This is a genomic window from Sphingomonas sp. SL1004, from assembly GCF_057815015.1.
In genome coordinates this window covers 4,131,348-4,154,155 of sequence record NZ_JBYMUX010000001.1, presented here as the reverse complement: position 1 = coordinate 4,154,155, position 22,808 = coordinate 4,131,348, and the positions used below count along the sequence as shown (strand labels likewise).

Genomic DNA, 22,808 nt, shown 5'->3' with positions numbered 1-22,808 from the left:
TCCCGCTTGCGGGAGGGGTCGGGGGAGGGGCTGACCAAACAGCGCGGACGCCAGTACGTACGTCGCGCCCTCCCCTAGCCCCTCCCGCAAGCGGGAGGGGAATGACGATGTCGCCGCCCTCACGCCGCGCACTCCCGCGCGACGGTCACGTCGTCGAACGGCAGGACCATGTCGCCGACGATCTGGCCTTGTTCGTGGCCCTTGCCGGCGATCAGCACGATGTCTTCTGGGCCAGCCTCTCGCACTGCCGCGCCAATTGCCGCCCGTCGATCGCCAATCTCCTCGGCGCCCCGCGCACCCTTCAGGACGTCGCACCGGATCGCTCGAGCGTCCTCAGTCCGCGGATTGTCGTCGGTCACGATGACACGGTCCGCATGCTGCACCGCGACCTGCCCCATCGTCTCGCGCTTGCCCGTATCCCGGTCGCCACCTGCCCCGAACACCACGATCAGTTTCCCGCCAGCATGCGGCTTGAGCGCAGCGATCGCGGCTTCCAGCGCATCGGGAGTATGCGCGTAATCCACATACACCGGCGCACCCGACTTCGCGATCACGGCGCGTTCCAGCCGCCCGCGGACCGGCTGCAACCGCGCGAGGTTGGCGATCGTCGCGGCCACGTCGCCGCCGGTCGCGATTACCAGCCCAGCCGACACCAGCGCGTTCGCCGCCTGGTAAGCTCCGATCAGCGGCAGCGTCACCTTGTACGTCTGGCCGTCAGCCTCGATCGTCAGCCCCTGCCCGAGCAGCGTCGGATCGCGCCCGACCAGCCGCAACGTCTCACCCTGCGTGCCGACCGTGATCAGCCGATTGCCGCGCTCGCGTGCCAGGTCGATCACCCGCGCCGACTGCGGATCGTCCGCCCACACCACCGCCGCACCGTCGGTCGAGAGCACTTCCGAGAACAGCCGGATCTTGGCGGTAAAATACGCCGCCATGTCGCCATGATAGTCGAGATGGTCGCGGCTGAGATTGGTGAACGCGGCGGCAGCCACCTTCAGCCCCTCGGTGCGATATTGCGTCAGGCCGTGGCTCGACGCCTCGAACGCCAGATGAGTCACGCCTTCACGCGCGAGGCCCGCCACGTTCGACAGGAACGTCACCACATCCGGCGTGGTCAGCCCGGTCGTCACACGCTCGTCGGCGGTCGTAACGCCCAGCGTCCCGATCGACGCCGCGTGAAACCCCGCCATCCGCCAAAGCTGCCGAGTCATCTCGACGCACGACGTCTTCCCGTTCGTCCCGGTAATCGCCACCGACGTCTCGGGAAACGGCGCGAAGAACTTCGCGGCCAGTTGTGCGAACCGCTCGCGGGGATTGTCGTCGGCGATGTACGTCGCGCCCTCGACCGGCAGACCCGGCCGCGCGACGACGGCGATCGCACCAGACCGGATCGCATCGGCCACGAAATCCTCGCCATTCACCCGCGCGCCTTCGAACGCGCCGAACACCGTGCCGGGCGCGACCTTGCGGTGATCGATCGCGAACCCCGTCACCTGCGCCTCTTCCGTCCCGTCGGTCAGCGCTGCGAGTTTCATGCAATAGTCCTCATTGCCCGGTAGGCTGCGTACGCGACGGGTCCTGCCACAAAGTCGGCAGGATGTCAGACACGTCGATGTCGCGGTGCGCATCGGGCACCACGCCCAGGATCGCCCCGACGCGCGAGATCGTCCGTCCCACGACCGGCGCGGTATTCCATGCCGCGGTCTTCCACCCGGCGGTTTCCTTCGTGCCAAGCGGCGAATCGAGCATCGCCAGCACGACATAGCGCGGCGCATCCATCGGGAATGCCGCGGCAAACGTCGCCACGTTGCGCGAATGATCGTAGCCGCCCGAGACGGCCGCCTCCGCCGTCCCGGTCTTGCCGCCGACGCGGTAGCCGGGCGCATCGCCCTTGCGACCCGTACCGCGCTGCACGATCAGCCGCAGCATCTGCCGCATCCGCGCGCTGGTCTGCTCGCTGATCACCCGTCGACCGGCAACCGCATGCCCCGGCGCGACCTTCAGCAACGTCGCCGGCCGCCAGATCCCGCCATTGACCAGCGCCGCATACGCGCTCGCCAGATGCAGCGGGGTCACCGCGATGCCGTGACCGTAGGCGGTGGTCATCGTCGTCGTGCGCGCCCAGTATTTCGGCCACAACGGACGACCCTTCTCGCGCAGTTCGATATCGGGCTTGGTATCGAAGCCGAGCTTCTTGAACATCGCCTGCATCTTTGCGGGCCCGACCTCGTCGGCGACACGTGCGGTGGCGATGTTGGACGAATAGATCAGCGTCTCGGCCATGTTCAGCCAGCGCTTCGGATCGCCGCGCTCGTCATGGATCGTGAAGCGCCCGACCTGGAGCGGATGCGTCGCGTCGAACCGCCGCGCGAACGACGTCACGACGCCGGTATCCATCGCGGTCGCCATCGTGATCGGCTTGAACGTGGAACCAAGCTCGAAAACGCTCTGAGTCGTGATGTTGCGGAGTTGTTCGCTGCCGGACATGCCGACGCGATTGGGGTTGAACGTGGGCAGCGAGACCATCGCGATCACTTCGCCGGTCGCGACGTCGAGGACGATACCGCCGGCGCCGCGCGCGGAGAAGGTGGTCATCGCGCGGCCGAGTTCGCTCTCCATTGCCGCCTGGACGCGGTTGTCGAGCGACAGCGCGACGGGCGTGCCGTTGAGCGCAGGATTGGTCAGCCGCTCGTCGAGCACGCGCTCCATTCCGCTCATGCCGTGGCCCGCGGTCGACAGGAAGCCGAGCGCATGCGCCGCCATCGTCGATTGCGGATAAAGCCGCTGCGTATCGCGGTCGAACACGATCGCGGGCTCGCCGATCGCATTGACCTGCTCGACCAGCGCCGGCGACGCGCGCCGCTGAAGATAGATGAAGCTCTTGCCCGACGTCAGCAGCGCATAATAATGCGCCTGGTCACCCGCCTCGGGCATCAGCGCAGCGAGCTTGCTGGCGATCTCGGTCGGATCGCCGATCAGCTTCTTCGGGTGCACCGCGATCGTCCACGCATCGATCGTCCGCGCGAGCGGTGCGCCGTTGCGATCGACGATGTCGCCGCGTGCCGCAATCGCCGCCGAGCGCGCCTGCGGATCGGCGAGCGAAGACTGTACCGCCAGCATTCCGAGCCGCCCGACCACCACCAGCACCGCCGCGCCGAACAGGAACATCAGCATCATCAGGCGCGTATGCGCCGTCGCCACCAGAGCGTGACGCTGGTTGGCGCTACGCTGTTGCGAGACAGGCCGGGCGACCAATGCGGTCACCGCCGCTTACGGCTCTCGGAGCGGGCGCCGCTCATAATGTCACCCAGCGTCGTGTCGGACAGCAGCTTCCGGTCGAGCATCGCGACCGCCTGCGGCCGGACCTTGGCGACGGCAGCGAGGCGTTCGGTCTTAGCGGCGCGGACGAGCGCGGCCTCCGCGGAGCGCGGCGTCGAGACCGATGCGCGGATCACGACCGGCTTGAGCGCGGTCTTCGAAGCCGCCTGGATCGCGACGTTCATCGCGCGCGGTGCGGTAACCTGGGCCATCTGCACCGGCGCGACGGGGGCAAGCTTCACAACGGCCGGAGCGGCGGTGACCGGCACGATCGACGCGGAGACGACGGACCCCGCCCCCGACGGCACCAGCAGCGCGGCGGTCTGGACCCCGTCGGCGCGCAGGCTGTTGACGTCGAGCGCCGCGAGCGCGGCCTCGCTCACCACGAACTGGCCGGCAGTCGGCGCCGACAGCGCCAGCGTGTCGCCATTCCAGCGCTCGAGCTGCGCCAGATTGCCCCGCGTGTCGAACTCGGTCTCCAGCGCGCGGATGTCGCGCTGCGCCGAGCGGATCTGACCATTGACCGCCTCCAGCTTCTTGCGCTCGGCGGCGACCTGTAGCGATACGAGGTAGAAACCGAGCACGACGGCCACGCAGCCCCCGAACCAGCCCACACCCTTCATCCGATACGCCGCCGTCATGTCGTCACCTCTTCCGTCCAAGGTTGCGCGGAGGTCCGCCGCGCCGTCCGTAATGTCGCCGAGCGCGCACGCGGGTTGCGCGCGATCTCGGCCTCGCCGGCGCGAACACCGCGGCCGACATGAGAAAAACTAGGTTCCGCAACGGCTTTCACCTGCGGAAGATGACGCGAACCTGAAGGAGAGCCACCGGAACGGGTGCGCAGGAAGCGCTTCACCATCCGGTCCTCGAGGCTGTGGAACGTCACGATCGCCAAGCGGCCGCCGGGCTTCAGCACGCGCTCGGCCGCGAGCAGTCCGTCGGCCAGTTCGCCAAGCTCGCGGTTCACGTGGATCCGGATCGCCTGGAACGCGCGCGTCGCGGGATCCTTCTTGTCGTGCGCCTTGTAGCCGAGCGCGCGGCGGACGATGTGCGCCAGCTCGCCGGTCCGCGTCAGCGGGCGCGCCGCGACGATCGCGCGCGCGACACGCCGCGACTTGGGCTCGTCGCCGTACTGATACAGCACGTCGGCGATCTCGTTCTCGTCCGCCTCGTTGACGAAGTCCGCCGCCGACATGCCGGCCCGCGCCATCCGCATGTCGAGCGGGCCATCCGACTGGAACGAGAAGCCGCGCTCGGCCTGGTCGAGCTGCATCGACGACACGCCGATATCGAGCGTCACACCGTCGACCGGCGCGAGGCCGCGCGCTTCGAGTTCGGATGCCATCGCCGAGAAGTCCGCGGCAATCAGCGTCAGGCCTTCTTCGGCTTCTTCCATCGCGCGACCATTGGCGATCGCATCGGGATCGCGGTCGAACGCGACGATCCGCGCACCCGACTTGAGCAGCGCCAGCGTATAGCCGCCCGCGCCGAACGTGCCGTCGACCATCGTCTCGCCGGGCTCAGGGGAAAGCGCGGCCAGGACTTCGTCGAGCAGTACCGGGATGTGCGGTGCGGACGTGTCGAGAATGGGGGGCGTGCTCACAGCTGCACCCCCTTCTCGGCCATGTAGAAGCGCGCCATCTCCTTGACGACGGGGGGCATGCCGTCGGTGGCGATCAGCGTCGCGGGGTCCCAGATCTCGATATAGTCGAGCACGCCGTAGAAGAACGCATGGCCCTTGATGCCCGCATAAAAGCGCGGGAACGCGGGCATGATGAAGCGACCGGAGCCGTCGAACGGCACCGCTTCGCCGGATGCGGCGGCGCGCTTGATGTTGTAGTCGTACTCGCCGTTCTCGGACGTGTTCTCGGATTCGCGGCGATCGAGGCGCTCGGCGAGGATGTCGACGTAACCGGGATCATACGCGACTAGGCAGCGATTCTTCTGATGCGCGCCGATGATGATGGTCCCGCCGTCCTTGCCGTTCGCCTTGGGCGCATTTGCCGAGAGCATCGTGCGAAGTGCCGAGGGGATGGCTACCCGGCCCTTGTCGTCGACAAGGCCGATACCGTCTCCTTGATAGCGACCCCGTACCGACACGCCAAAACCCTTCGAAATGGCGCACACGCTTCACCATCTCGAAACGCGGCCATCGCCGCGTCCCGACCGCGCTTTCAGCTAACGGTGAACGTGCCCCTGTATTAACCTCCATCTACCATAGAGGTTCGGGGACGCAACGGGATTTTTGGGGATTCTCGGGATTCACCACGAGTTTCGGACGCCAGTCTGGGGGGATATGGTGCGCAGTTCGGATCGGATGTGACGATTTGGGCAGTCCTGGGCTGGGGATATTCGGGGATCGCGCCAGATGGCGGATGCCGGATCCCGATCTGACGGAGGGGGCGCTGAAGGCGACGGAGGGGGAGGACCACGCAACAGCGGTGATCGCTTTCCTCCCCCTCCGTCTGGCAAGCGCTAGCCACCTCCCCCTGGCGGGGGAGGATCGTTCGAGTCGAGGTTCGATGAAGGCGTATCCGGCACTAACTGCCCCGGTGGAGACCGCCACCTCGGCGAATGCCGCCAGCACAGCACAGCAGTCCACCCGCAACAGCCGCCACCCCAGGAGAAGCTCCGTCACCCTAGCGAAAGCTGGGGTATCCCCGTGTGACACCCGTCACCTGCCACGATGGAGACCCCAGCTTTCGCTGGGGTGACGGCTTATTTACTCGGGCAACGGTTACACTTCGTGCCACGACTTGATGCGCCGAAGCAACGGTTCACTCTTCGCGCCACGACCTAATGCGTTGACGTGACCGTCCATTCTCCGCGGCAAGGCATCATGCGCCGCCTCGACGGTCCGCTCGCCAAGGCGATGGCCTTATGGTCGGACGATCGAAAACCAGCAGACTATCGTACCTGGCACCCTGTTCCGCCGGCTATGGCGCGGGAGCCTGCGCGTTGGCGCTCGGCGCCACGCCCATCTCGGCCAGCGGCTCGCCAGCGCTCGTGGCATCGACGACGTTCGAGACACCCATGTTCGCCACCACATCGGCCTGCGCCGTGCCCGCCGTCGCGACAGGGCGCTCGCGGCTCGCAGACCCGATGATCGCGCTGGCGAGGCCGATCAGCAGCACGACCGCGGCCAGCCCGATCATGCCAACCTTGATGCGTTGCATGCTCTGCGAGGGATCATGAGGTAACTTCATCTTGCCGCGCCATGATACCCGACTGCCGCGCTTCTGTCGATTCACAGGCATTTCATCGCTCAAACGAGCCCCTTCGCGGTGCGCCATGCCGGATCGTACAACGTCGACAGATACCGGAATCCGGTGTCGCACAGGATCGTCGCGATCCGCTTGCCGGGCCCGAGATGTTTTGCCAGCGCCACCGCCCCTGCGACGTTGATCCCCGACGACAGCCCAAGGCACAGCCCTTCCTCGTCGAGCAGCCGGCGGACCCATGCATAGCCCTCCTGATCCGAAATCCGGAACTGCGTATCGATCGGCGCGCCTTCCAGATTGGCGGTGATACGCCCCTGCCCGATGCCTTCGGCGACCGAAGACCCTTCCGCCTTCAACTCGCCATGTGCGTAGTAGTTATAGAGCGCTGCACCGTGCGGGTCGCTGAGCGCGATGCAGACATTCTCGTCCTTGGCCTTCAGCCCCAGTCCGACGCCGGCGATCGTGCCGCCGGTACCGGCCGCGCAGGTAAAGCCGTCGACACGCCCGTCCATCTGCGCCCAGATCTCCTCCGCGGTCCCGACGATGTGCGCGCGGCGGTTCGCGGTGTTGTCGAACTGGTTCGCCCAGATCGCGCCCGGCGTTTCTTCCGCAATCCGTCGCGAGGTATGGACGAAATGGCACGGCGACGAGAATGCGGCGGCCGGCACCAGCACGAGTTCAGCACCAAGCGCGCGCAACGTGTCCATCTTCTCGCGGCTCTGCGTCTCGGGCATGACGATGATCGTCTTGTAGCCCTTCGCATTGGCGACCAGCGCGAGGCCGATCCCGGTATTGCCCGCGGTGCCCTCGACGATCGTGCCGCCGGGTTGGAGCAACCCGCGCTGCTCGGCATCCTCGACGATGAACAGCGCGGCGCGATCCTTCACCGACGCACCTGGGTTGGCGTATTCGCACTTGCCGAAGATATCGCAGCCGGTTGCCTCGCTCGGACCTTTCAGCCGAACGAGCGGAGTATTGCCGATAAGGGCGAGCGTGTCGGGTGTCGTATGCATCGCCGGTATGTGGCGTGGCGGCGCGTCCGGAGCAAGCGAGCGAAAGTTTGCCGCCTTAAATTCGCGGTCGGCACGTCCGACGTTCAGGGCCGCCGATCACGCCGGAAACACCCCGGCAAAAAACGGCGTGCAGTTGGTATGATCCATGTTACCGTCTGGGATCGCTGGAAAAGGTGGATCGCGACTTGTCGGAATACGCGCGCGCGCTGGCCCTGCTCGAAGAGGCCATAGACCTCATGGAGTCGGTCGGCGACACGCTGATCGCCGCGCATCTCACCACGCCGCTCGGACTGGTGCAGGACCGGCTGGATTCGCTCGGAGATCCACCTTGCCCCGCGTAGCCGTGACGGCAGTTCGAGACGTCACGCGGGACTATCCGGCTGGCGGGTTTGGTACAGTTCTCCTGCCCCATATCCAGCCATAGACCTTGACGCCCTATGCTGCATGCGCGAAGCGGGGATACTATGAAGATCCTCCCCCTCTCCGCCGTTGCCGCGCTGCTCGCGCTGGCCGCCTGCAACTCCAAGCCTGCCGCGCCCGAGGTGGTCGACACCAATCCGGATCCGATGGCGAACACGCTCGCCAACGCCGCACCGGTCGAGCTGCCGCCTTCGATCAAGTCCGAGAAGACGCTGCGCTGCAAGGACAACAGCCTGCTCTACGTGACGTTCTTCCAGGGCGACAAGCAGGCCGTGGTCCGCACCAAGAAGGACGGCCCCGCCACCACGCTGAAGTCGGATGTCGCCGGCGCGCCGAAGACCGCCGAGGGCGGCTGGTCGATGACCGGCGACGACGACAGCGTCACGCTGACCGCACCGGGCAAGTCGGCGCAGATCTGCCACGCCTGAGCCCTGCGGCTTCGATGATTGTCCAGAACGGTCGGCGGATCCTTCGCCGGCCGTTTTTCTTTGTGCCGCGCGCTCTTGCCCGAACGACGTGAGATCGGCACCCTAGGGCGATGGCAACAGTCGCGATCTACAGCCTCAAGGGCGGCGTCGGCAAGACGACGCTCGCGGTGAACCTGGCCTGGTGCGCCGCTACCCTGTCCGCACGCCGCACGCTGCTGTGGGATCTCGATCCGCAGGCCGCCTCGACCTGGGTGCTCGGTGGCCCCCATGGAGTCGGGGCCAACGCCGACCAGGCGCAGGCGATGTTCTCGAAGGACGTCGCGGTCCGCAAACAGGCGCGGCCGACCGCCTACCCCCATCTCGACCTGATCGCCGCCGACGCGTCGCTGCGCGGGCTCGACCAGCTGTTCCACGATCTCGACAAGAAGAAGCGCCTCGCCAAGCTGCTGTCCGAGCTTGCCGGCTACGACCGCGTGATCCTCGACTGCCCACCGGGCCTGACCGAGACCGCGGACCAGGTCATGCGCGCCGCCGACCTGATCGTGATCCCCGTCATCCCCTCCCCGCTCTCGACCCGCGCGTACGACGCGGTGGTCCAGCATCTCGGCGGTCGCACGCCGCTGTTCCCCGTCCACGTCATGGTCGACAGACGGCGCGCACTGCATGCCCAAGCACTGGAGCGCCATCCCGACTGGCCGGTCATCCCGATGGCCAGCGGTATCGAGTCGATGGCGGTCAAGCGCGCGCCGGTTGGTGTGCTCGCGCCCCGATCCGCCGCCGCGCAGGCATTCGCCAATCTCTGGCGCCAAATCGAGCAACGGCTCGCCGCGTGACCGACATCCTGGACCCCCAGCTGGTGCTCGGCGCCTATTCGGTCGGCGTCTTCCCGATGGCGGACAGTCGAGACGCCGCCAGCGTCTATTGGGTCGAGCCACGCCGCCGCGCCGTCCTCCCGCTCGACGGCTTCCAGCTCTCGCGCTCGCTGAAGAAGACGATCGCCGCGGACCGGTTCCAGGTCACCGTAGACACCGCGTTCGAGCGTGTCGTGCAACTCTGCGCTGAGAGCGTCGAGGGGCGGCCCGAGACGTGGATCAACGACGGCATCGAGCGCGTCTTCCAGACGCTCCACGCGATGGGGTTCGCGCATTCGGTCGAATGCTGGGACGGCGGCAAGCTGGTCGGCGGGCTGTACGGCCTGTCGCTCGGCCGCGCGTTCTTCGGCGAAAGCATGGTCAGCCGCGCCACCGACGCCTCGAAGGTCGCCCTCGCGCACCTCGTCGCGCGCCTGCGCACCGGCGGCTTCACCTTGCTAGATTGCCAGTTCCAGACCTCGCATCTCGCCTCGCTCGGCGCGATCGAGATCGAGCGCGCGGATTACGTCGCGTTGCTGGGTGCGGCGCTCGACGGTGCGCTCAAGCCCTCGTCCGCCGCCGGAGTCTCGTCGGCCGCCGGCGACTTCCGCGCGCTGGACCGCTTGGCCGGCAAGGCCTCCGCGACCGGCGCGGTATCGGGGCCGGTCGCCGGGAAAGTCATCGCACAGCTCTTGGTCCAGACGTCGTAGACCGGATGCTGCACCGCGTTCAGCGCGGGACGCTCCTTGTACAGCCAGCCCGAAAACGTCCGCCGCCAATGCTTGTCGACGCCGCGCACCAGCACCTGCACGAACGCGCCGGTCAGCTGCTCCTGCTCCCACGGCGCAGTCTGCTCGCACGCACGCAGCCGCAGCACGACATCGCCCATCCGCGTCGCTTGCCCAGGCTTCAGCGTCACTTCGCGGGTTTCGCCGTTACGCTTGTTGAGCAGGCCGAGCACCGCGACGCGCTGCGCCATCGGCGTGCCGCCATTGGCGATCGCGGCGGCGCCGGTATCGATCGTCTCGATCGAGGAATTGCCAGCCTCATCCGGGCCGGGCAGGTCCTGCTGGACCGCGGCAATCGGAGTCGCAGGCTTGGTCAGCGCGCGGTATCCGAACCAGCCGCCCACCGCCAACGCCACGACCAACACGGCCGCGGCGAGCCAGCGCATGATCACCCTTCGGGCGTCCAGGCTTCGTAATCGCCCGTCGCGGCGGCGCGCTTGCCACCCTTTTCGAGAGCACCCGATGGCCGATAGGCGAGCGCGGTACCGGTCATGTTAGGTACGGCCGGCTTCTGCCAGGCGCGGATCGGCGGCAGCGCGCGCTCGGGCACGTCGTCGACCTGGTGATGCAGCCAGCTGAACCACGCGGGCGGAACACGGCTGGCGTCGGTCGCGCCCTGATAGATCACCCAGCGGCGCGGGTTGCCCGCGGTGTCCTTGCCACCCTGGTAATAGACGTTGCCGAGCGCGTCCTCCCCCATCTTCGCCATGCTGCGCAGGCCGAATTTGGTGCCGAGGGTGGCGCCGTTCCACCACGTGAAAGTCGATGCGAGAAAGCCCATGCGCCGCGCTTAACCCGAGTAAGGGCGGGCTTCAACCTCGATCGTTGGAGAAGGCGTCGCGAAGACCTGATCCTCCCCCGCCAGGAGGAGGATCGGGGAGGTTCGTCTTTGAGGCGTTCGTTATGCCTTGGATGCAGCCCCGCTTGTTCTCCCGGGCAGGCGGGAGCTCAGTCTGGATCCCCGCCTTCGCGGGGAAACACTTGGCTGGAGACGGCGATAGCCACATATTCCACCCCGGCGAAGGCCGGGGCCCAATTGGGGGACGTCGCTAACGAAGCGCTGTCCGCCATTACAGCGACCTTCCCAATTGGACCCCGGCCTTCGCCGGGGCGGTGCGTGTTCGGAAGATGCCATTCAGGAGCAAGTTACGGCCATTCAGGACCAAGTACGGGAGGTGGATGTCACGGGCGATGTATATCGCCGGGGTGGTGTCATTGATCGAACGGTTCGCGCGCCTACTTCGCCTTGTCCCACGTCACCAGATCACCCTCGGCTATGCCCAGTTCCGCAGACCGCCCGCCCATCAGCTCCAGCACCGCCCCCACCGGCTCCCCCGAGGGAATCGGCGCTTCCGAGAACGGCACGGCATTCTCCGCAATCCGCGCGATCGTCCCGTCGGCGCGAATATAGACGATATCCAGCGAACTCGGCGTGTTCTTCATCCAGAAGTTCGCATCCACCGGCGCGCCACCGGTCGGCGGATACGGCCAGAACAGCATGCCGCCATCCCGCTTCAGGTCGGTGCGATACATCAGCCCGCGTGCCTGCTCGTCCTGCGTCTTGGCGCGCTCGACCGTGAACGCATGCGTCCCGTTCGCGCTCTTGATCGTCAGCGGCAGCGTGGCGACGGGCGCCGCCTCGGTCTCGTCGCCGCTACGCATGTACGCGACACCCCCGACGCCAACGCCCAGCGCCAGCACACCGGCCAACACGGCCTTCATCACGAACGTCATCCCAGATCCTCTTCGACCGCAACGGCGAGCGGCCCCTTACGTCCATCGACGACGCGCGCGCGCAATCGCTGATCGGGCTCGACCGATTCGATCCCGGCCCGACGCAGCGTTTCCATGTGCACGAAGATGTCGCTGCCATCGGCGCCCCGTACCAGGAAACCATAGCCTTTCAAACGGTTGAACCATTTGACCGAGGCCGCCTCGAACGGTCCGGCGGCATCGATCATCGCGATCGGATCGATCCGGTCCGGCGACGACGGCGCGCGAACCGGCTCTTCGATCGCGTTGGTCATGTCGATCGAAACGATCTCGCGCGCCTGGAACCCGCGGCCGCGCTGCACCGACAGCGTCTCGACCCGCGCGCCTTCGGGCAGGCTGCGGCGACCATGCGCCTGCAGCACCGAGAAATGGACCAGGATGTCGCCGACACTCTCGTCGTCCGCGACCGCGAATCCGAAGCCCCGCGTAACGTCGAACCATTTGATCACGCCGCCGATCGCACGCACGTCCGCGCCGCCTTCACCGCCGCCGTCCACGTTCAAAATCGTCGGTCCGGTCTCGACCGGCATGTCAGCCCCCTGCCGCGTGTCGTTACGCATCGTTACACCCCTGGACGCCTAGCTAGCACGCTTCGTCGCAGTCGCAATGAATCCGTTACGCTGCCTATTCGAAATCGATCGATTCGGGGCTGTCGGACGGCGCTGCAGCAACAATTTTACGCGCCAGGTCGAACCGGTGACCCGCGCGCAGCATCGCCGCGAGCTGTTTTTCATGCAGCTTACGGTCACCCTCGCCGTTTCCGTAAGGGCCGATGCGCTTGCGCCGCGCGAAGGCAAGCGCCGATTCGACCGCACGATCGGCGATCGCCGGTGCAACCGATTCCGCATCGCCGTCGTCGATCCGCGCCTCGCGAAACGCTCCCGCGACGCGTCGTGCACCCAGGCCCCGGCGCTGCATCGCAGCAGCACGCTGTTCGGCAAAGGCACGGTCGTCGACATAGCCCAGATCGGCCATTCGCTGCGCCAGCTCCCCAGGCTCGGCCAGCGCCGCGAAGGATCCCCCGTCCCAGCCCCGCTCGCGGATTTTCCGCGTGAGATAATCGGTCAATCGCCCTCGGGTCGTCGCGAACCGCTCGACATAGCGCAGCGCCATCCGCTCCAACGCAGCCGCATCGAGTGGCTTGAGCGGCGCGCGCTCGGCTTTTCGCCCGCCCGTACGCCCAGCCACACGCTCTTTCCCGCGGCTAGCGGGGCGCTCTGTCGCGCGTTCGGGGTCGTCATCATCTGACACGCCATCATTGTGCCACACTGACACCCGAAATTGAACGGCTAGACTAGAGATAGGTGTGGTGCGTTCGGCCGCCATGCGGGGCACGACGCCAGAGACAGGAACTGCGATGACGACAGAGACGCTTCAGAAGGACGGCCAGACCGCGGCGACGATCGTCGCGACGCCGACCGAGGACGCCCTGCCGCGCCGCTTCGCCGACTTCGGCACGCTCGGCGAGGCGCTCGACTACGCAGCGTCCGGCACGCGCGGCCTGAACTTCCACGACGCGCGCGGCACCCTGTCGCAGCCTTACCCCTATGCGCAACTCCGCACCGACGCCCGCGCTATGGCCGATCGCCTGATTGCCGCCGGCGTCGCCCCCGCCGACCGCATCGCGCTGGTCGCCGAGACCGGTCCCGAGTTCGCCGCATTGTTCTTCGGCGTCGTCTATGCCGGCGCATGGCCCGTGCCACTGCCGCTGCCGACCTCGTTCGGCGGCCGCGATTCGTACATCGAACAGCTCCGCGTTCAGCTGTCGAGCTGCGATCCCAAGATGCTGATCTTCCCGCCCGAGCTCGCGCAGATGGCCGGCGAAGCCGCGCGCCTGTCCGGCACCGTCGGCATCGACTGGTCCGAGTTCGCCGCGCAGGACGCGCCCGTCGCGACGCTGCCCGAAGCAAAGCCCGACGACATCGCCTATCTGCAATATTCCAGCGGCTCGACCCGTTTCCCGCACGGCGTGGTCATCACGCACGAGGCGTTGCTCAACAACCTCGCCGCGCACAGTCACGGCATGGAAGTCTGCGACACCGATCGCTGCGTCTCGTGGCTGCCCTGGTATCACGACATGGGCCTCGTCGGCTGCTTCCTGTCGCCGATCGCCAACCAGGTCTCGACCGATTACCTGAAGACCGAGGATTTCGCGCGCCGTCCGCTCGCCTGGCTCGATCTCATCAGCCGCAACACGGGCACGACGCTCAGCTATTCGCCGACCTTCGGCTATGACATCTGCGCGCGCCGCATGTCATCGCAGACCAAGGCGAGCGACCGTTTCGACCTGTCGCGCTGGCGCGTCGCCGGCAACGGTGCCGACATGATCCGCCCCGACGTGATGCAGTCGTTCGTCGATGCGTTCGCCGATGCGGGCTTCAAGGCGACCGCTTTCCTGCCGAGCTACGGCCTCGCCGAGGCGACGCTCGCGGTCTCGCTTATGCCGCCGGGCGAAGGCATCCGCGTCGAACTCGTCGAGGAAACCCAGCTTTCGGGCGGCTCGCGCGGCGGGGATCGCCCGCAGCGTTATCGCGCGATCGTCAACTGCGGCAAGCCGGTCCGCGACATGAAGATCGAGATCCGCGAAGAGGACGGCACGCCCCTCCCCGATCGCGCGATCGGCAAGGTCTGGTGCAGCGGCAAGTCGGTGATGGTCGGCTATTTCCGCGACGACGCGGCGACCGAGGCCTGCATGGCCGATGGTTGGCTCGATACCGGCGACATGGGCTATATGTCGGACGGCTACATCTACATCGTCGGCCGCGCCAAGGACATGATCATCGTCAACGGCAAGAATCACTGGCCACAGGACATCGAATGGGCCGTCGAACAGCTTCCCGGCTTCAAGGCCGGTGACATCGCCGCCTTCGCGATCACCACGCCCGGGGGCGAGGAGACGCCTGCCGTGCTGGTCCAGTGCCGCAGCCTGGACGATGCCGAGCGCCTGCGCCTGCGCGACGAGATCCGCGAGCGGGTGCGGTCGGTGACCGGCATGAACTGCGTGATCGAACTGATCCCGCCGCGCACTTTGCCGCGCACGTCGTCGGGCAAGCTCAGCCGGGCGAAGGCGCGCAACCTGTATCTCAGCGGCGATATCAAACCGTACGATATCGCGGCCTGAACGACCGGATCGATGCGCGAAGGCGGGAATTCGCGCACGATATCCTCATAAACCGTAATAAATAGATCCATTTCGGCGGATCACGAACGATCTGCTAACTATCGTGCTTTAACGATCGTGGCGTGAGCACGACACCGCCTTCCGTCTCGAGCCGCATGGCGCTCGACATTCCCACGCTGCTGGGATTCCGCGACGGGGCGGATCCTGCGGTGTGGGGACGGATTCGTGCCGCACAGCTTTATGCCGGACGACGCATGGCGCTGCTCCTGCTCGCGGCGAACGCGCTGGCGACTCTGGCGACGGCGTTTCTGCTGCGGACGATCGTTCCGGTATGGCAGCTTGCCTGCTGGGCGGCGCTGGTCGGTGCGGTCGCGGTCGCGGTCAGCTTCCGCCGGCTTGCCGTGGAGCGGGACGGCGCCGGCTATGCGACTCCGGGCGAGGTTCGCGGTACGTTGTGGGAGGGGCTGGCGCTCGCTTTGGCATGGTCGACGGTACCGGTGTTCTTCTGCACGCACGCGCCGTCCGGAACGACCGCGGGGCTGGGCATCACGCTGGGCATCCTGATGGTCGCCGCCGCGCTGACGATGGCGCCGCTCGCGTTGGCGACGCTCGTATTTATCAGTTATCTCGGTATGGCCATAGCCATCCAACTCACCTTCGCCGGCACGTTAGCGGCGGCAGGCGGGGTGCTGCTGTTCACCGCGCTGTTGACAATCGTGTGCCTCAACCGCGCCAGCGCACTGGTCGCGATCCACGCCGCGGAGATCGCGCTCGCCGAACGGGACGAGACCGTCAGCCTGTTGCTGCGCGAGTTCGAAGATGCCGGGTCGGACTGGCTTTGGGAAACCGATGCCACGCGTCGCATCATCAGGGCCAGCCAGCGCTTCGCCCATGCCTGCGGACTCGATCCCCTTACCGTCGAAGGCATGCCGTTGCTGCAGGTGCTCGCCGGATCGAGTTGGGAAACCGGCAGCTTTTCAGCCGGGCTGCGCACGCTGGCGGACAAGCTGAAACGCCGTGACAGTTTCCGCGACCTGCGCCTGCCCGTGCACGTCCGCGGCGAGGATCGCTGGTGGGAGATCGCCGCCTCGCCCCGGTTCGACAGCCGCGGCCAGTTCTGCGGCTTTCGCGGGGTCGGCTCCGATGTCACCGAACAGCGCGCCTCGGCGGACAAGATCAACCGGATGGCGCGGTTCGACACGCTGACCGGCCTGCCGAACCGGCTGATGGTCAACGAAACGCTCGTCCGGACGATGACCGACGCCGACAAGCTGGGCGCGCGCTACGCCTTCATGATGCTCGACCTCGACCGGTTCAAGGCGGTCAACGACACGCTTGGCCATCCGATCGGCGACCGCCTGCTCGGTCGCGTATCCGAACGCCTCAACCAGTTGATGAGCGCCAACGAGATGTGTGGACGCCTCGGCGGCGACGAGTTCGCCGTCGTGGTCCGCGACGCGACCGATTCTCGTGCGATAGAGCGACTGGCACAGCGGATCATCGAATCACTCTCGCTCCCGTACGAGATCGACGCGCACACGCTCTATATCGGCGCGAGCATCGGCCTGGCGATCGGCCCGCGCGATGGGCGCACCGCCGAAATGCTGGTCCGCTCGGCGGATCTCGCCTTGTACCGCGCCAAGGACGCCGGCCGCGGCGTGTTCCGCACCTATGAACCCGAACTCCACGTCCAGGCCGAAGAGCGGCGGGTGCTCGAAATGGCGCTACGCGGCGCGGTCGAGAAGGGGGAGATGCATCTCGACTATCAACCCGTCGTCGATGCCGACACCGGGTATCTACGGGGGTTCGAGGCGCTACTGCGCTGGACGAGCGCCGAATTCGGCAGTGTTTCGCCGACCAAGTTCATCCCGCTCGCCGAAGAAACGCGGCTGATCGCCCCGATCGGCGCCTGGGTATTGCGGACCGCGTGCGAAGAGGCGGCGAAATGGCCCTCGGACATACGCATCGCGGTGAACGTCTCTGCAGACCAGCTACAGAACCCCGAATTCGTCACGACGGTCGCCTCGGCGCTGGCGACTACGGGCCTGTCCGCCGAACGCCTGGAGATCGAGGTGACCGAGAGCGTGTTCCTGCACGAAGGGCTGGTGGCGGTCAAAGTACTCGAACGCATTCTCGATCTCGGCGTGCGCCTCAGCCTGGACGATTTCGGCACCGGCTATTCCTCGCTCGGCTATCTCAGCCGCACGCGATTCTCGACGATCAAGATCGACCGCAGTTTCGTCCGCGATGCGGCGAAGGACGTGCGGGAGGCTGTCGCGATCATGCGGGCGGTTATCGCGCTCGCAAAGAGCCTTGACATGGCGACGACGGCCGAGGGCGTCGAGACGGAGGCAGAACACCGCGTGGTGCAGGAACTGGGCTGCAGCAAGGCGCAGGGATTCTATTTCGGACGCCCGATGCCCGTCGCCGAAGCGCGCGCGCTGGCGGACCGCGGCTGGAAAAAATCGGCCGCCGCCTGATCGGCTTGGGAACGCATACATCCAAAAAAGATGGTAAATATTGCCGAGCATCGGAAAATACATTTGGTGATCAGAGGCAACAAATCTGTTTACTATTGATCCATGTTCTAGACTTAATCATAGATATATCAAAGATGCTTCCCGCTAACAGGGATATCCCATGATTATCGGCCATTCCGTATCGACCGCCCACGGCGTAATATTGGCCATAGACGAGCCCGTCGCAACGATGTTGCAGCGCACCCAGAAACAGTTAGTTGGCATATCGTATACTGCTATTACGCATGCCGCCGATCTGGCACGCAACCTCAGTCACGTTGCTGCATTGCGGCCAAACAGTGGTGCCACTCGGATCAGGAAGCGCTATATCGACGGCGAAGGTGGCGTGGTCGCGCTGGATGTCGAAGTCTCGCGCCTGGGCGATAGCGAATCGGGGTATCTGGTCGGAACACTGTCCACGATCGAACCCCGCGAAGCACAGTCCAGCCCTGGTTGCACGAACATCGCGCTAAGAAGTGCCGGGTATCCGGGTTCCGATACCAGTCCCCACGACCTGTGGCGTCGAGCCAAGGACCTGCTCGCGGTGTCCCGCGCGCGCGATGCGGTACTGGGCGCGGACCTATGCGCGGATCATGCCTGGAGGATGCTGCTGCTGGTGTATGTCGCCGAGGCCGAGAGCCGGATCGCGACGGTCACGACCATGGTCGACGATCTGCACCTGTCGGGCCCGGTCGTCGGCCGCTGGGTTCGGGTTCTCCAGTCGAAGCGCCTGCTCGAACCGCTGCACCCCGGCGTCGATGCGCTGCAACTTACCCAAACGGGGATCGACCGCGTCGAGCGGCTGCTCGATCAACGGACCGTCGCGGGCGTAGCCTGAGCCCACCGGTGCAGAGCCTGTCGATCAGCTCAGCCGGTCGATCGCCTCGCGTGTCAGCGAACCGGGAATGATCATCACCGGCACCGGCAGCGCACCGGCATCGGCGCCGGTGAAATGCGCGATGAGTTCGCCCGGTGCGCCGCTCGCCGCCGCGCCCAGGACCAGTGCCGCGATATCGGGGTTGGCCTCGATCATTTCCCGAATGATCTTCGGTCCCTCGCCTTCCCGCACGGTAATCGATGGGCGCAGTCCCGATTCCTCGATCAACGTCCCCGCCGCGCCGGCCACGAGACCCTCGGCATGCAACCGCGCCTCTTCCTCGATCGTCGCCTGGACGCCGCCGAACGCGATGAACTCCTGTGGCGGAATAACCGTCAGGATCTCGACACCGCCGCCGGTCTTCACCGCGCGCCGTGCGGCAAAGCGCAGCGCGATCCCGGCTTCCGGACTGTCGTCGATCACCACCAGATAGATACGCATGTTCGCCCCCGTTATCGTCCGTAGGTGGCCCGATGCCGGGCGCGACGCAAGACCGTGCCTTCCATGGAGGCTTCGAGGTAGGTTTCAGGTAGGTTTCGGGCGCACTCGCGACCGCAAGGGTTGACCCGAGCGGACGAGGGCGCGAGTAGGCATGCCGTTACGTCACGCCCTGGGGAAATCCATGTCGATCGAGATCAAGATGCCTGCGCTGTCCCCGACCATGGAGGAGGGTACCCTCGCCAAATGGTTGATCAAGGAGGGCGACGTCGTGAAATCGGGCGACCTGATGGCCGAGATCGAGACCGACAAGGCGACTATGGAATTCGAAGCCGTCGACGAAGGCACCGTGGTCAAGATCCTCGTCGCCGAGGGTACCGACAACGTGAAGGTCGGCACCGTCATCGCGATCATCGCGGAAGAGGGCGAGGACGCATCGTCGGTCTCGTCGGCTCCTACCAAGAGCGAGACGCCCGAGCCGGCCGCGAAGGAATCGGAAGCCAAGCCCGATCCCAAGGATCCGAACGACACCGGTAGCGAGGCCAAGCCTGCACCGCGCACCGAGGCTTCGGCTGAGGATCACGGTCGCCCCGCGGATGCCGGCCCGGCCTCGTCGGGTGACCGCGTGAAGGCGAGCCCGCTCGCCCGCCGCCTTGCCGCCGACAAGGGTATCGATCTCGGCGCCGTGTCGGGGTCGGGGCCAAAGGGTCGCATCGTCAAGGCCGACGTCGACAGCGCCAAGCCAGGTGCGGCTCCCGCTGCCGCGAAGACCGAAGCTGCTGCGCCGACTGCCGCTGCGGCCCCCGCCCCTGCCGCAAAGCCTGCGACCGTGCCGGACATCCCGCATGAGGCGACCAAGCTCAGCAACGTGCGGAAAACGATCGCGCGGCGCCTGACCGAGTCGAAGCAGACCGTTCCGCACATCTACCTCACCGTGAACATCCGCCTCGATGCGCTGCTCAAGCTACGTGGAGAGTTGAACAAGAGCCTCGAAGCACGCGGCGTGAAGCTTTCGGTCAACGACCTGCTGATCAAGGCGCAGGCCGTCGCGCTCATGCAGGTCCCGACCTGCAACGTGATGTTCACGCCCGACCAGCTGATCACCTTCCAGCGTGCCGACATCTCGGTGGCTGTCAGCACGCCATCGGGCCTGATCACGCCGATCATCGTCGGCGCCGACACTGCCTCGCTGTCGTCGATCTCGACGCAGATGAAGGACCTTGCGGGCCGTGCCCGCGATGGCAAGCTGAAGCCCGAGGAATATCAGGGCGGCACCGCCTCGATCAGCAACATGGGCATGTTCGGCATCACGCAGTTCGACGCGGTCATCAATCCTCCGCAGGCGATGATCCTGGCAGTCGGCGCTGGCGAGAAGCGTCCGTACGTGGTCGGCGACGAACTGACCGTGGCGACCGTGATGTCGGCGACCGGCAGCTTCGATCACCGCGCTATCGACGGTGCCGACGGCGCGCAGTTCATGAAGGCGTTCAAGCATCTCGTCGAGAACCCGCTGGGCATGCTGGCTTAAGATCGTGACGAGCGCCTCCCCTACCCCGTTCGTCCTGAGCGAAGTCGAAGCCTGTCCTGAGCTTCGCCGAAGGGGGCATGAGACTCATGTACCTCGACTGCGCTCGGCACGAACGGTTTAGGGGGGTGCTCGATATGAAGCAGACCACCATCGAGATCCTGCATATTCTCGCAGGGCTCGCGGCGGCGGTGGCGATGACCTGGGCGGCGGCGTGGTCGTATCCGCTGGCGTGGGACGTGATCTGGTGGTGCGGCGGCGCCGCGATGGTCGCGACCGTCGCGATGGGCATCCGTCCGCTGCGGCGCGCGCGCCGTCTCGACCGCCAGACCCACGGCAAATTTCGAGAGAGTAAAGCTTGACCGACCTCCCGCCCGAAAAGGCTCCTACGATCCGCGTCACCGCGATGCCCGCCGACGCGAATCCGTATGGTGACATCTTCGGCGGCTGGCTGATGGGCCAGATGGATCTTGCCGCCGGCTCGGTCGCGTCCCGTCGCAGCGGCGGCCGCGCCGTCACCATTGCGGCGGATGCGATGAAATTCCACATGCCGGTCGTCGTCGGTGACGAGGTGTCCGTCTATGCCGAACTCGTGAGCGTCGGCCGTACGTCGATGACGATCGAGGTCGAGGCGTGGCGCCGCGCGCGCCACAGCAACGACAGCTGCAAAGTGACGCAGGCGCGTTTTATCTTCGTGGCGGTCGGCGACGACCGCAAACCGCGGCCCGTGCCGCCCGAAACCAACTGAATCGAAGGACTCTACCGTGGCTGATACCTATGATCTCGTCATCCTCGGCTCGGGCCCCGGCGGCTACGTCGCCGCGATCCGCGCGTCGCAACTCGGCCTGAAGGTCGCGATCGTCGAGCGCGAGCGGCTGGGCGGCATCTGCCTCAACTGGGGCTGTATCCCGACCAAGGCGCTGCTCCGTACCTCTGAAATCTATCATTACATGCAGAACGCCGAGAGCTACGGCCTCAAGGCTGACAATGTCGGGTTCGACCTCGCCAAGATCGTCGACCGCTCGCGCAAGGTCGCGGGCCAGCTGAACGCGGGCGTCAAAGGCCTGATGAAGAAGAACAAGGTGACCGTCGTCGAAGGCGTCGGCACGGTTACGGCGAAGGGCAAGCTCTCGGTCAAGCAGGGCGACAAGACGGTCGAGCTGGAAGCCAAGAACATCATCGTCGCTACCGGCGCGCGCGCGCGTGACCTGCCGTTTGCCAAGGCTGACGGCGAGCGGATCTGGACCTATCGCCATGCGATGGTCCCGACCGAGATGCCGACCAAGCTGCTGGTCATCGGCTCGGGCGCGATCGGCGTCGAGTTCGCCAGCTTCTACAACGACATGGGCGCCGACGTGACGATCGTCGAAATGCTCCCGCGGATCCTCCCCGTCGAGGACGAGGAAGTCTCTGCGTTCATGGACAAGGCGCTGTCGAAGCAGGGCATCAAGCTGCTGACCCAGACCGGCCTCGAAGGTCTCGCACCCTCGGCGAACGGCGTCACGGCCAAGATCAAGGCGAAGGACGGCAAGGTTTCGGAAGAGACCTTCAGCCACGCGATCATCGCGATCGGCATCGTCCCCAACACCGAGAATATTGGGCTTGAGGCATTGGGGATCGAAACCGACCGCGGCCACATCAAGACCGACGGCTATGGCCGGACCAACGTCGACGGCATCTGGGCGATCGGTGACGTCACCGGCGCGCCGTGGTTGGCACACAAGGCCAGCCATGAAGGCATCATCGCGGTCGAGAAGATCGCCGGCGGTTCGCCGCACCAGATGGACAAGGCCAACATCCCCGGCTGCACCTATTCGCGCCCGCAGGTGGCAAGCGTCGGCATGACCGAGGCGAAGGCGAAGGAAGCGGGCTACGAGCTGAAGGTCGGCAAATTCCCCTTCATCGGCAACGGCAAGGCGATCGCGCTGGGCGAGGCGGAGGGCTTCGTGAAGACGGTGTTCGACGCAAAGACGGGCGAGCTGCTCGGCGCGCACATGGTCGGCGCGGAAGTCACCGAGCTGATCCAGGGCTATGTCGTCGCGCGCCAGCTCGAGACGACCGAGGCCGAGCTGATGGAAACGGTGTTCGCGCATCCGACGCTGTCCGAAATGATGCACGAGAGCGTGCTGGCCGCCTACGGTCGGGCGATCCACTACTGAGAGCCACCTATCCTCCCCCGCAAGGGGGAGGTGGCGCCAAAGGCGACGGAGGGGCAGGACACCGGACGGAAGTATTCCTTCCCCGTACCCTCGTCAGACAAAGGCTGTCCTCCCAAGGTGGCCATCCTCGAACCTTAGATCTCAACCTTGGGTCTCGCAGAAGCGGGGATCCATAGTCGCTGACATCGCGATGAGATCCCGAACCCTTGAGCATAGGGTTTCGGTCTGTGCGGATAATGCTCGGTCGGAGTGCCGACTGGCGTCCTCCACCTCATGTCTCCATCCACAACCAACCCGCCAACCCACGACACAAACCGTCTCGGTTCGGCCCTAATGCACTTGACCGCGACCCCGGAG

Annotated in this window: 23 protein-coding genes and 1 pseudogene; 11 read left to right on the top strand and 13 right to left on the bottom strand. The window is 66.1% G+C overall.

Going from position 1 to position 22,808, the window contains the following annotated elements; genetic code table 11:
• Positions 1 to 119: 119 nt before the first annotated feature.
• The 7 genes from AC3D24_RS19215 to AC3D24_RS19185 all read right to left on the bottom strand — a co-directional run bounded on the left by AC3D24_RS19215 (position 120) and on the right by AC3D24_RS19185 (position 7,552).
• Positions 120 to 1,535 (bottom strand): UDP-N-acetylmuramoyl-L-alanyl-D-glutamate--2,6-diaminopimelate ligase, encoded by a 1,416-nt coding sequence (locus AC3D24_RS19215; RefSeq protein ID WP_489032647.1) that lies wholly within the window; start codon positions 1,533 to 1,535, stop codon positions 120 to 122.
• Positions 1,536 to 1,545: 10 nt separating this feature from the next.
• Positions 1,546 to 3,264 carry a peptidoglycan D,D-transpeptidase FtsI family protein gene (locus tag AC3D24_RS19210; RefSeq protein WP_489032646.1) on the bottom strand — a complete coding sequence of 573 codons (1,719 nt, stop codon included), beginning with the start codon at positions 3,262 to 3,264 and terminating at the stop codon, positions 1,546 to 1,548.
• Positions 3,261 to 3,959: a hypothetical protein gene (locus AC3D24_RS19205; protein WP_489032645.1), complete on the bottom strand. Its 699-nt coding sequence runs from the start codon at positions 3,957 to 3,959 to the stop codon at positions 3,261 to 3,263. The genes AC3D24_RS19210 and AC3D24_RS19205 overlap by 4 nt, the downstream gene beginning before the upstream one ends.
• Complete coding sequence (rsmH, locus tag AC3D24_RS19200) at positions 3,956 to 4,921, bottom strand: 16S rRNA (cytosine(1402)-N(4))-methyltransferase RsmH (protein WP_489032644.1); 966 nt, start codon at positions 4,919 to 4,921, stop codon at positions 3,956 to 3,958. The genes AC3D24_RS19205 and rsmH overlap by 4 nt, the downstream gene beginning before the upstream one ends.
• Positions 4,918 to 5,418 carry a division/cell wall cluster transcriptional repressor MraZ gene (locus AC3D24_RS19195; RefSeq protein WP_107952158.1) on the bottom strand — a complete coding sequence of 167 codons (501 nt, stop codon included), beginning with the start codon at positions 5,416 to 5,418 and terminating at the stop codon, positions 4,918 to 4,920. The genes rsmH and AC3D24_RS19195 overlap by 4 nt, the downstream gene beginning before the upstream one ends.
• A gap of 836 nt (positions 5,419 to 6,254) precedes the next feature.
• Positions 6,255 to 6,524: a hypothetical protein gene (locus AC3D24_RS19190; protein WP_489032643.1), complete on the bottom strand. Its 270-nt coding sequence runs from the start codon at positions 6,522 to 6,524 to the stop codon at positions 6,255 to 6,257.
• A 59-nt stretch (positions 6,525 to 6,583) separates the two neighbouring features.
• A complete protein-coding gene (locus AC3D24_RS19185; protein WP_489032642.1) occupies positions 6,584 to 7,552 on the bottom strand; it encodes a cysteine synthase A in 969 nt (322 codons plus the stop codon).
• A gap of 185 nt (positions 7,553 to 7,737) precedes the next feature.
• Between AC3D24_RS19185 and AC3D24_RS19180 the strand changes: the two genes are divergently transcribed.
• The 4 genes from AC3D24_RS19180 (at position 7,738) to aat (ending at position 9,961) form a co-directional block, all read left to right on the top strand.
• Positions 7,738 to 7,893, top strand: coding sequence for a hypothetical protein (locus AC3D24_RS19180; RefSeq protein WP_489032641.1), 156 nt, complete (start codon positions 7,738 to 7,740; stop codon positions 7,891 to 7,893).
• A gap of 123 nt (positions 7,894 to 8,016) precedes the next feature.
• Entirely contained in the window at positions 8,017 to 8,400 is a 384-nt protein-coding gene (locus tag AC3D24_RS19175; protein WP_489032640.1) for a hypothetical protein, read from the top strand.
• Between the two features lie 110 nt (positions 8,401 to 8,510).
• The gene (locus AC3D24_RS19170) at positions 8,511 to 9,233 is read left to right on the top strand and encodes a ParA family protein (protein WP_489032639.1); all 723 of its coding nucleotides are present in this window, start codon (positions 8,511 to 8,513) and stop codon (positions 9,231 to 9,233) included.
• The gene (aat, locus tag AC3D24_RS19165) at positions 9,230 to 9,961 is read left to right on the top strand and encodes a leucyl/phenylalanyl-tRNA--protein transferase (RefSeq protein WP_489032638.1); all 732 of its coding nucleotides are present in this window, start codon (positions 9,230 to 9,232) and stop codon (positions 9,959 to 9,961) included. The genes AC3D24_RS19170 and aat overlap by 4 nt, the downstream gene beginning before the upstream one ends.
• Before the next feature lie 35 nt (positions 9,962 to 9,996).
• Here aat and AC3D24_RS19160 read toward each other — a convergent pair.
• The 5 genes and pseudogenes from AC3D24_RS19160 to AC3D24_RS19140 form a co-directional block, all read right to left on the bottom strand.
• Positions 9,997 to 10,230, bottom strand: a pseudogene (locus AC3D24_RS19160) (DUF2155 domain-containing protein); the annotation flags it as partial.
• A 197-nt stretch (positions 10,231 to 10,427) separates the two neighbouring features.
• Entirely contained in the window at positions 10,428 to 10,820 is a 393-nt protein-coding gene (locus AC3D24_RS19155) for an NADH:ubiquinone oxidoreductase subunit NDUFA12 (RefSeq protein WP_489032637.1), read from the bottom strand.
• A gap of 455 nt (positions 10,821 to 11,275) precedes the next feature.
• Positions 11,276 to 11,701, bottom strand: a complete 426-nt coding sequence (locus AC3D24_RS19150; protein WP_489033241.1) for a DUF192 domain-containing protein — start codon at positions 11,699 to 11,701, stop codon at positions 11,276 to 11,278.
• Positions 11,702 to 11,769: 68 nt separating this feature from the next.
• Positions 11,770 to 12,372, bottom strand: coding sequence for a cold-shock protein (locus AC3D24_RS19145; protein WP_489032636.1), 603 nt, complete (start codon positions 12,370 to 12,372; stop codon positions 11,770 to 11,772).
• Positions 12,373 to 12,436: 64 nt separating this feature from the next.
• Positions 12,437 to 13,000 carry a regulatory protein RecX gene (locus AC3D24_RS19140; RefSeq protein ID WP_489032635.1) on the bottom strand — a complete coding sequence of 188 codons (564 nt, stop codon included), beginning with the start codon at positions 12,998 to 13,000 and terminating at the stop codon, positions 12,437 to 12,439.
• Positions 13,001 to 13,169: 169 nt separating this feature from the next.
• Here AC3D24_RS19140 and AC3D24_RS19135 point away from each other — a divergent pair, with 169 nt between their 5' ends.
• From AC3D24_RS19135 to AC3D24_RS19125, 3 genes are all read left to right on the top strand, one after another.
• A complete protein-coding gene (locus tag AC3D24_RS19135) occupies positions 13,170 to 14,933 on the top strand; it encodes a fatty acyl-AMP ligase (RefSeq protein WP_489032634.1) in 1,764 nt (587 codons plus the stop codon).
• Between the two features lie 155 nt (positions 14,934 to 15,088).
• Positions 15,089 to 17,413: a putative bifunctional diguanylate cyclase/phosphodiesterase gene (locus AC3D24_RS19130; RefSeq protein WP_489033239.1), complete on the top strand. Its 2,325-nt coding sequence runs from the start codon at positions 15,089 to 15,091 to the stop codon at positions 17,411 to 17,413.
• A gap of 160 nt (positions 17,414 to 17,573) precedes the next feature.
• The gene (locus AC3D24_RS19125; protein WP_489032633.1) at positions 17,574 to 18,290 is read left to right on the top strand and encodes a hypothetical protein; all 717 of its coding nucleotides are present in this window, start codon (positions 17,574 to 17,576) and stop codon (positions 18,288 to 18,290) included.
• Positions 18,291 to 18,314: 24 nt separating this feature from the next.
• On the opposite strand, the gene AC3D24_RS19120 is transcribed toward AC3D24_RS19125, so the two are convergent.
• Entirely contained in the window at positions 18,315 to 18,770 is a 456-nt protein-coding gene (locus AC3D24_RS19120; RefSeq protein WP_489032632.1) for a universal stress protein, read from the bottom strand.
• A gap of 181 nt (positions 18,771 to 18,951) precedes the next feature.
• On the opposite strand from AC3D24_RS19120, the gene AC3D24_RS19115 reads away from it, so the two are divergent.
• From AC3D24_RS19115 to lpdA, 4 genes are all read left to right on the top strand, one after another.
• On the top strand, positions 18,952 to 20,295 hold the full coding sequence (locus tag AC3D24_RS19115) for a pyruvate dehydrogenase complex dihydrolipoamide acetyltransferase (RefSeq protein ID WP_489032631.1): 1,344 nt from the start codon (positions 18,952 to 18,954) through the stop codon (positions 20,293 to 20,295).
• Between the two features lie 134 nt (positions 20,296 to 20,429).
• A complete protein-coding gene (locus AC3D24_RS19110; protein WP_489032630.1) occupies positions 20,430 to 20,654 on the top strand; it encodes a hypothetical protein in 225 nt (74 codons plus the stop codon).
• 44 nt (positions 20,655 to 20,698) lie between these two features.
• The gene (locus AC3D24_RS19105; RefSeq protein WP_489033237.1) at positions 20,699 to 21,040 is read left to right on the top strand and encodes an acyl-CoA thioesterase; all 342 of its coding nucleotides are present in this window, start codon (positions 20,699 to 20,701) and stop codon (positions 21,038 to 21,040) included.
• Between the two features lie 16 nt (positions 21,041 to 21,056).
• Positions 21,057 to 22,451, top strand: a complete 1,395-nt coding sequence (gene lpdA / locus AC3D24_RS19100; protein WP_489032629.1) for a dihydrolipoyl dehydrogenase — start codon at positions 21,057 to 21,059, stop codon at positions 22,449 to 22,451.
• Positions 22,452 to 22,808 lie beyond the last annotated feature (357 nt).

Excerpts from the sequence above, each read along its gene's own strand:
- AC3D24_RS19215 (WP_489032647.1), bottom strand. The coding sequence starts at position 1,535 with ATGAAACTCGCAGCGCTGACCGACGGGACGGAAGAGGCGCAGGTGACG.
- AC3D24_RS19205 (WP_489032645.1), bottom strand. The coding sequence starts at position 3,959 with ATGACGGCGGCGTATCGGATGAAGGGTGTGGGCTGGTTCGGGGGCTGC.
- AC3D24_RS19190 (WP_489032643.1), bottom strand. The coding sequence starts at position 6,524 with ATGAAGTTACCTCATGATCCCTCGCAGAGCATGCAACGCATCAAGGTT.
- AC3D24_RS19185 (WP_489032642.1), bottom strand. The coding sequence starts at position 7,552 with ATGCATACGACACCCGACACGCTCGCCCTTATCGGCAATACTCCGCTC.
- AC3D24_RS19175 (WP_489032640.1), top strand. The coding sequence starts at position 8,017 with ATGAAGATCCTCCCCCTCTCCGCCGTTGCCGCGCTGCTCGCGCTGGCC.
- AC3D24_RS19170 (WP_489032639.1), top strand. The coding sequence starts at position 8,511 with ATGGCAACAGTCGCGATCTACAGCCTCAAGGGCGGCGTCGGCAAGACG.
- AC3D24_RS19155 (WP_489032637.1), bottom strand. The coding sequence starts at position 10,820 with ATGGGCTTTCTCGCATCGACTTTCACGTGGTGGAACGGCGCCACCCTC.
- AC3D24_RS19150 (WP_489033241.1), bottom strand. The coding sequence starts at position 11,701 with ATGCGTAGCGGCGACGAGACCGAGGCGGCGCCCGTCGCCACGCTGCCG.
- AC3D24_RS19145 (WP_489032636.1), bottom strand. The coding sequence starts at position 12,372 with ATGCGTAACGACACGCGGCAGGGGGCTGACATGCCGGTCGAGACCGGA.
- AC3D24_RS19135 (WP_489032634.1), top strand. The coding sequence starts at position 13,170 with ATGACGACAGAGACGCTTCAGAAGGACGGCCAGACCGCGGCGACGATC.
- AC3D24_RS19130 (WP_489033239.1), top strand. The coding sequence starts at position 15,089 with ATGGCGCTCGACATTCCCACGCTGCTGGGATTCCGCGACGGGGCGGAT.
- AC3D24_RS19125 (WP_489032633.1), top strand. The coding sequence starts at position 17,574 with ATGATTATCGGCCATTCCGTATCGACCGCCCACGGCGTAATATTGGCC.
- AC3D24_RS19120 (WP_489032632.1), bottom strand. The coding sequence starts at position 18,770 with ATGCGTATCTATCTGGTGGTGATCGACGACAGTCCGGAAGCCGGGATC.
- AC3D24_RS19115 (WP_489032631.1), top strand. The coding sequence starts at position 18,952 with ATGTCGATCGAGATCAAGATGCCTGCGCTGTCCCCGACCATGGAGGAG.
- AC3D24_RS19110 (WP_489032630.1), top strand. The coding sequence starts at position 20,430 with ATGAAGCAGACCACCATCGAGATCCTGCATATTCTCGCAGGGCTCGCG.
- AC3D24_RS19105 (WP_489033237.1), top strand. The coding sequence starts at position 20,699 with ATGCCCGCCGACGCGAATCCGTATGGTGACATCTTCGGCGGCTGGCTG.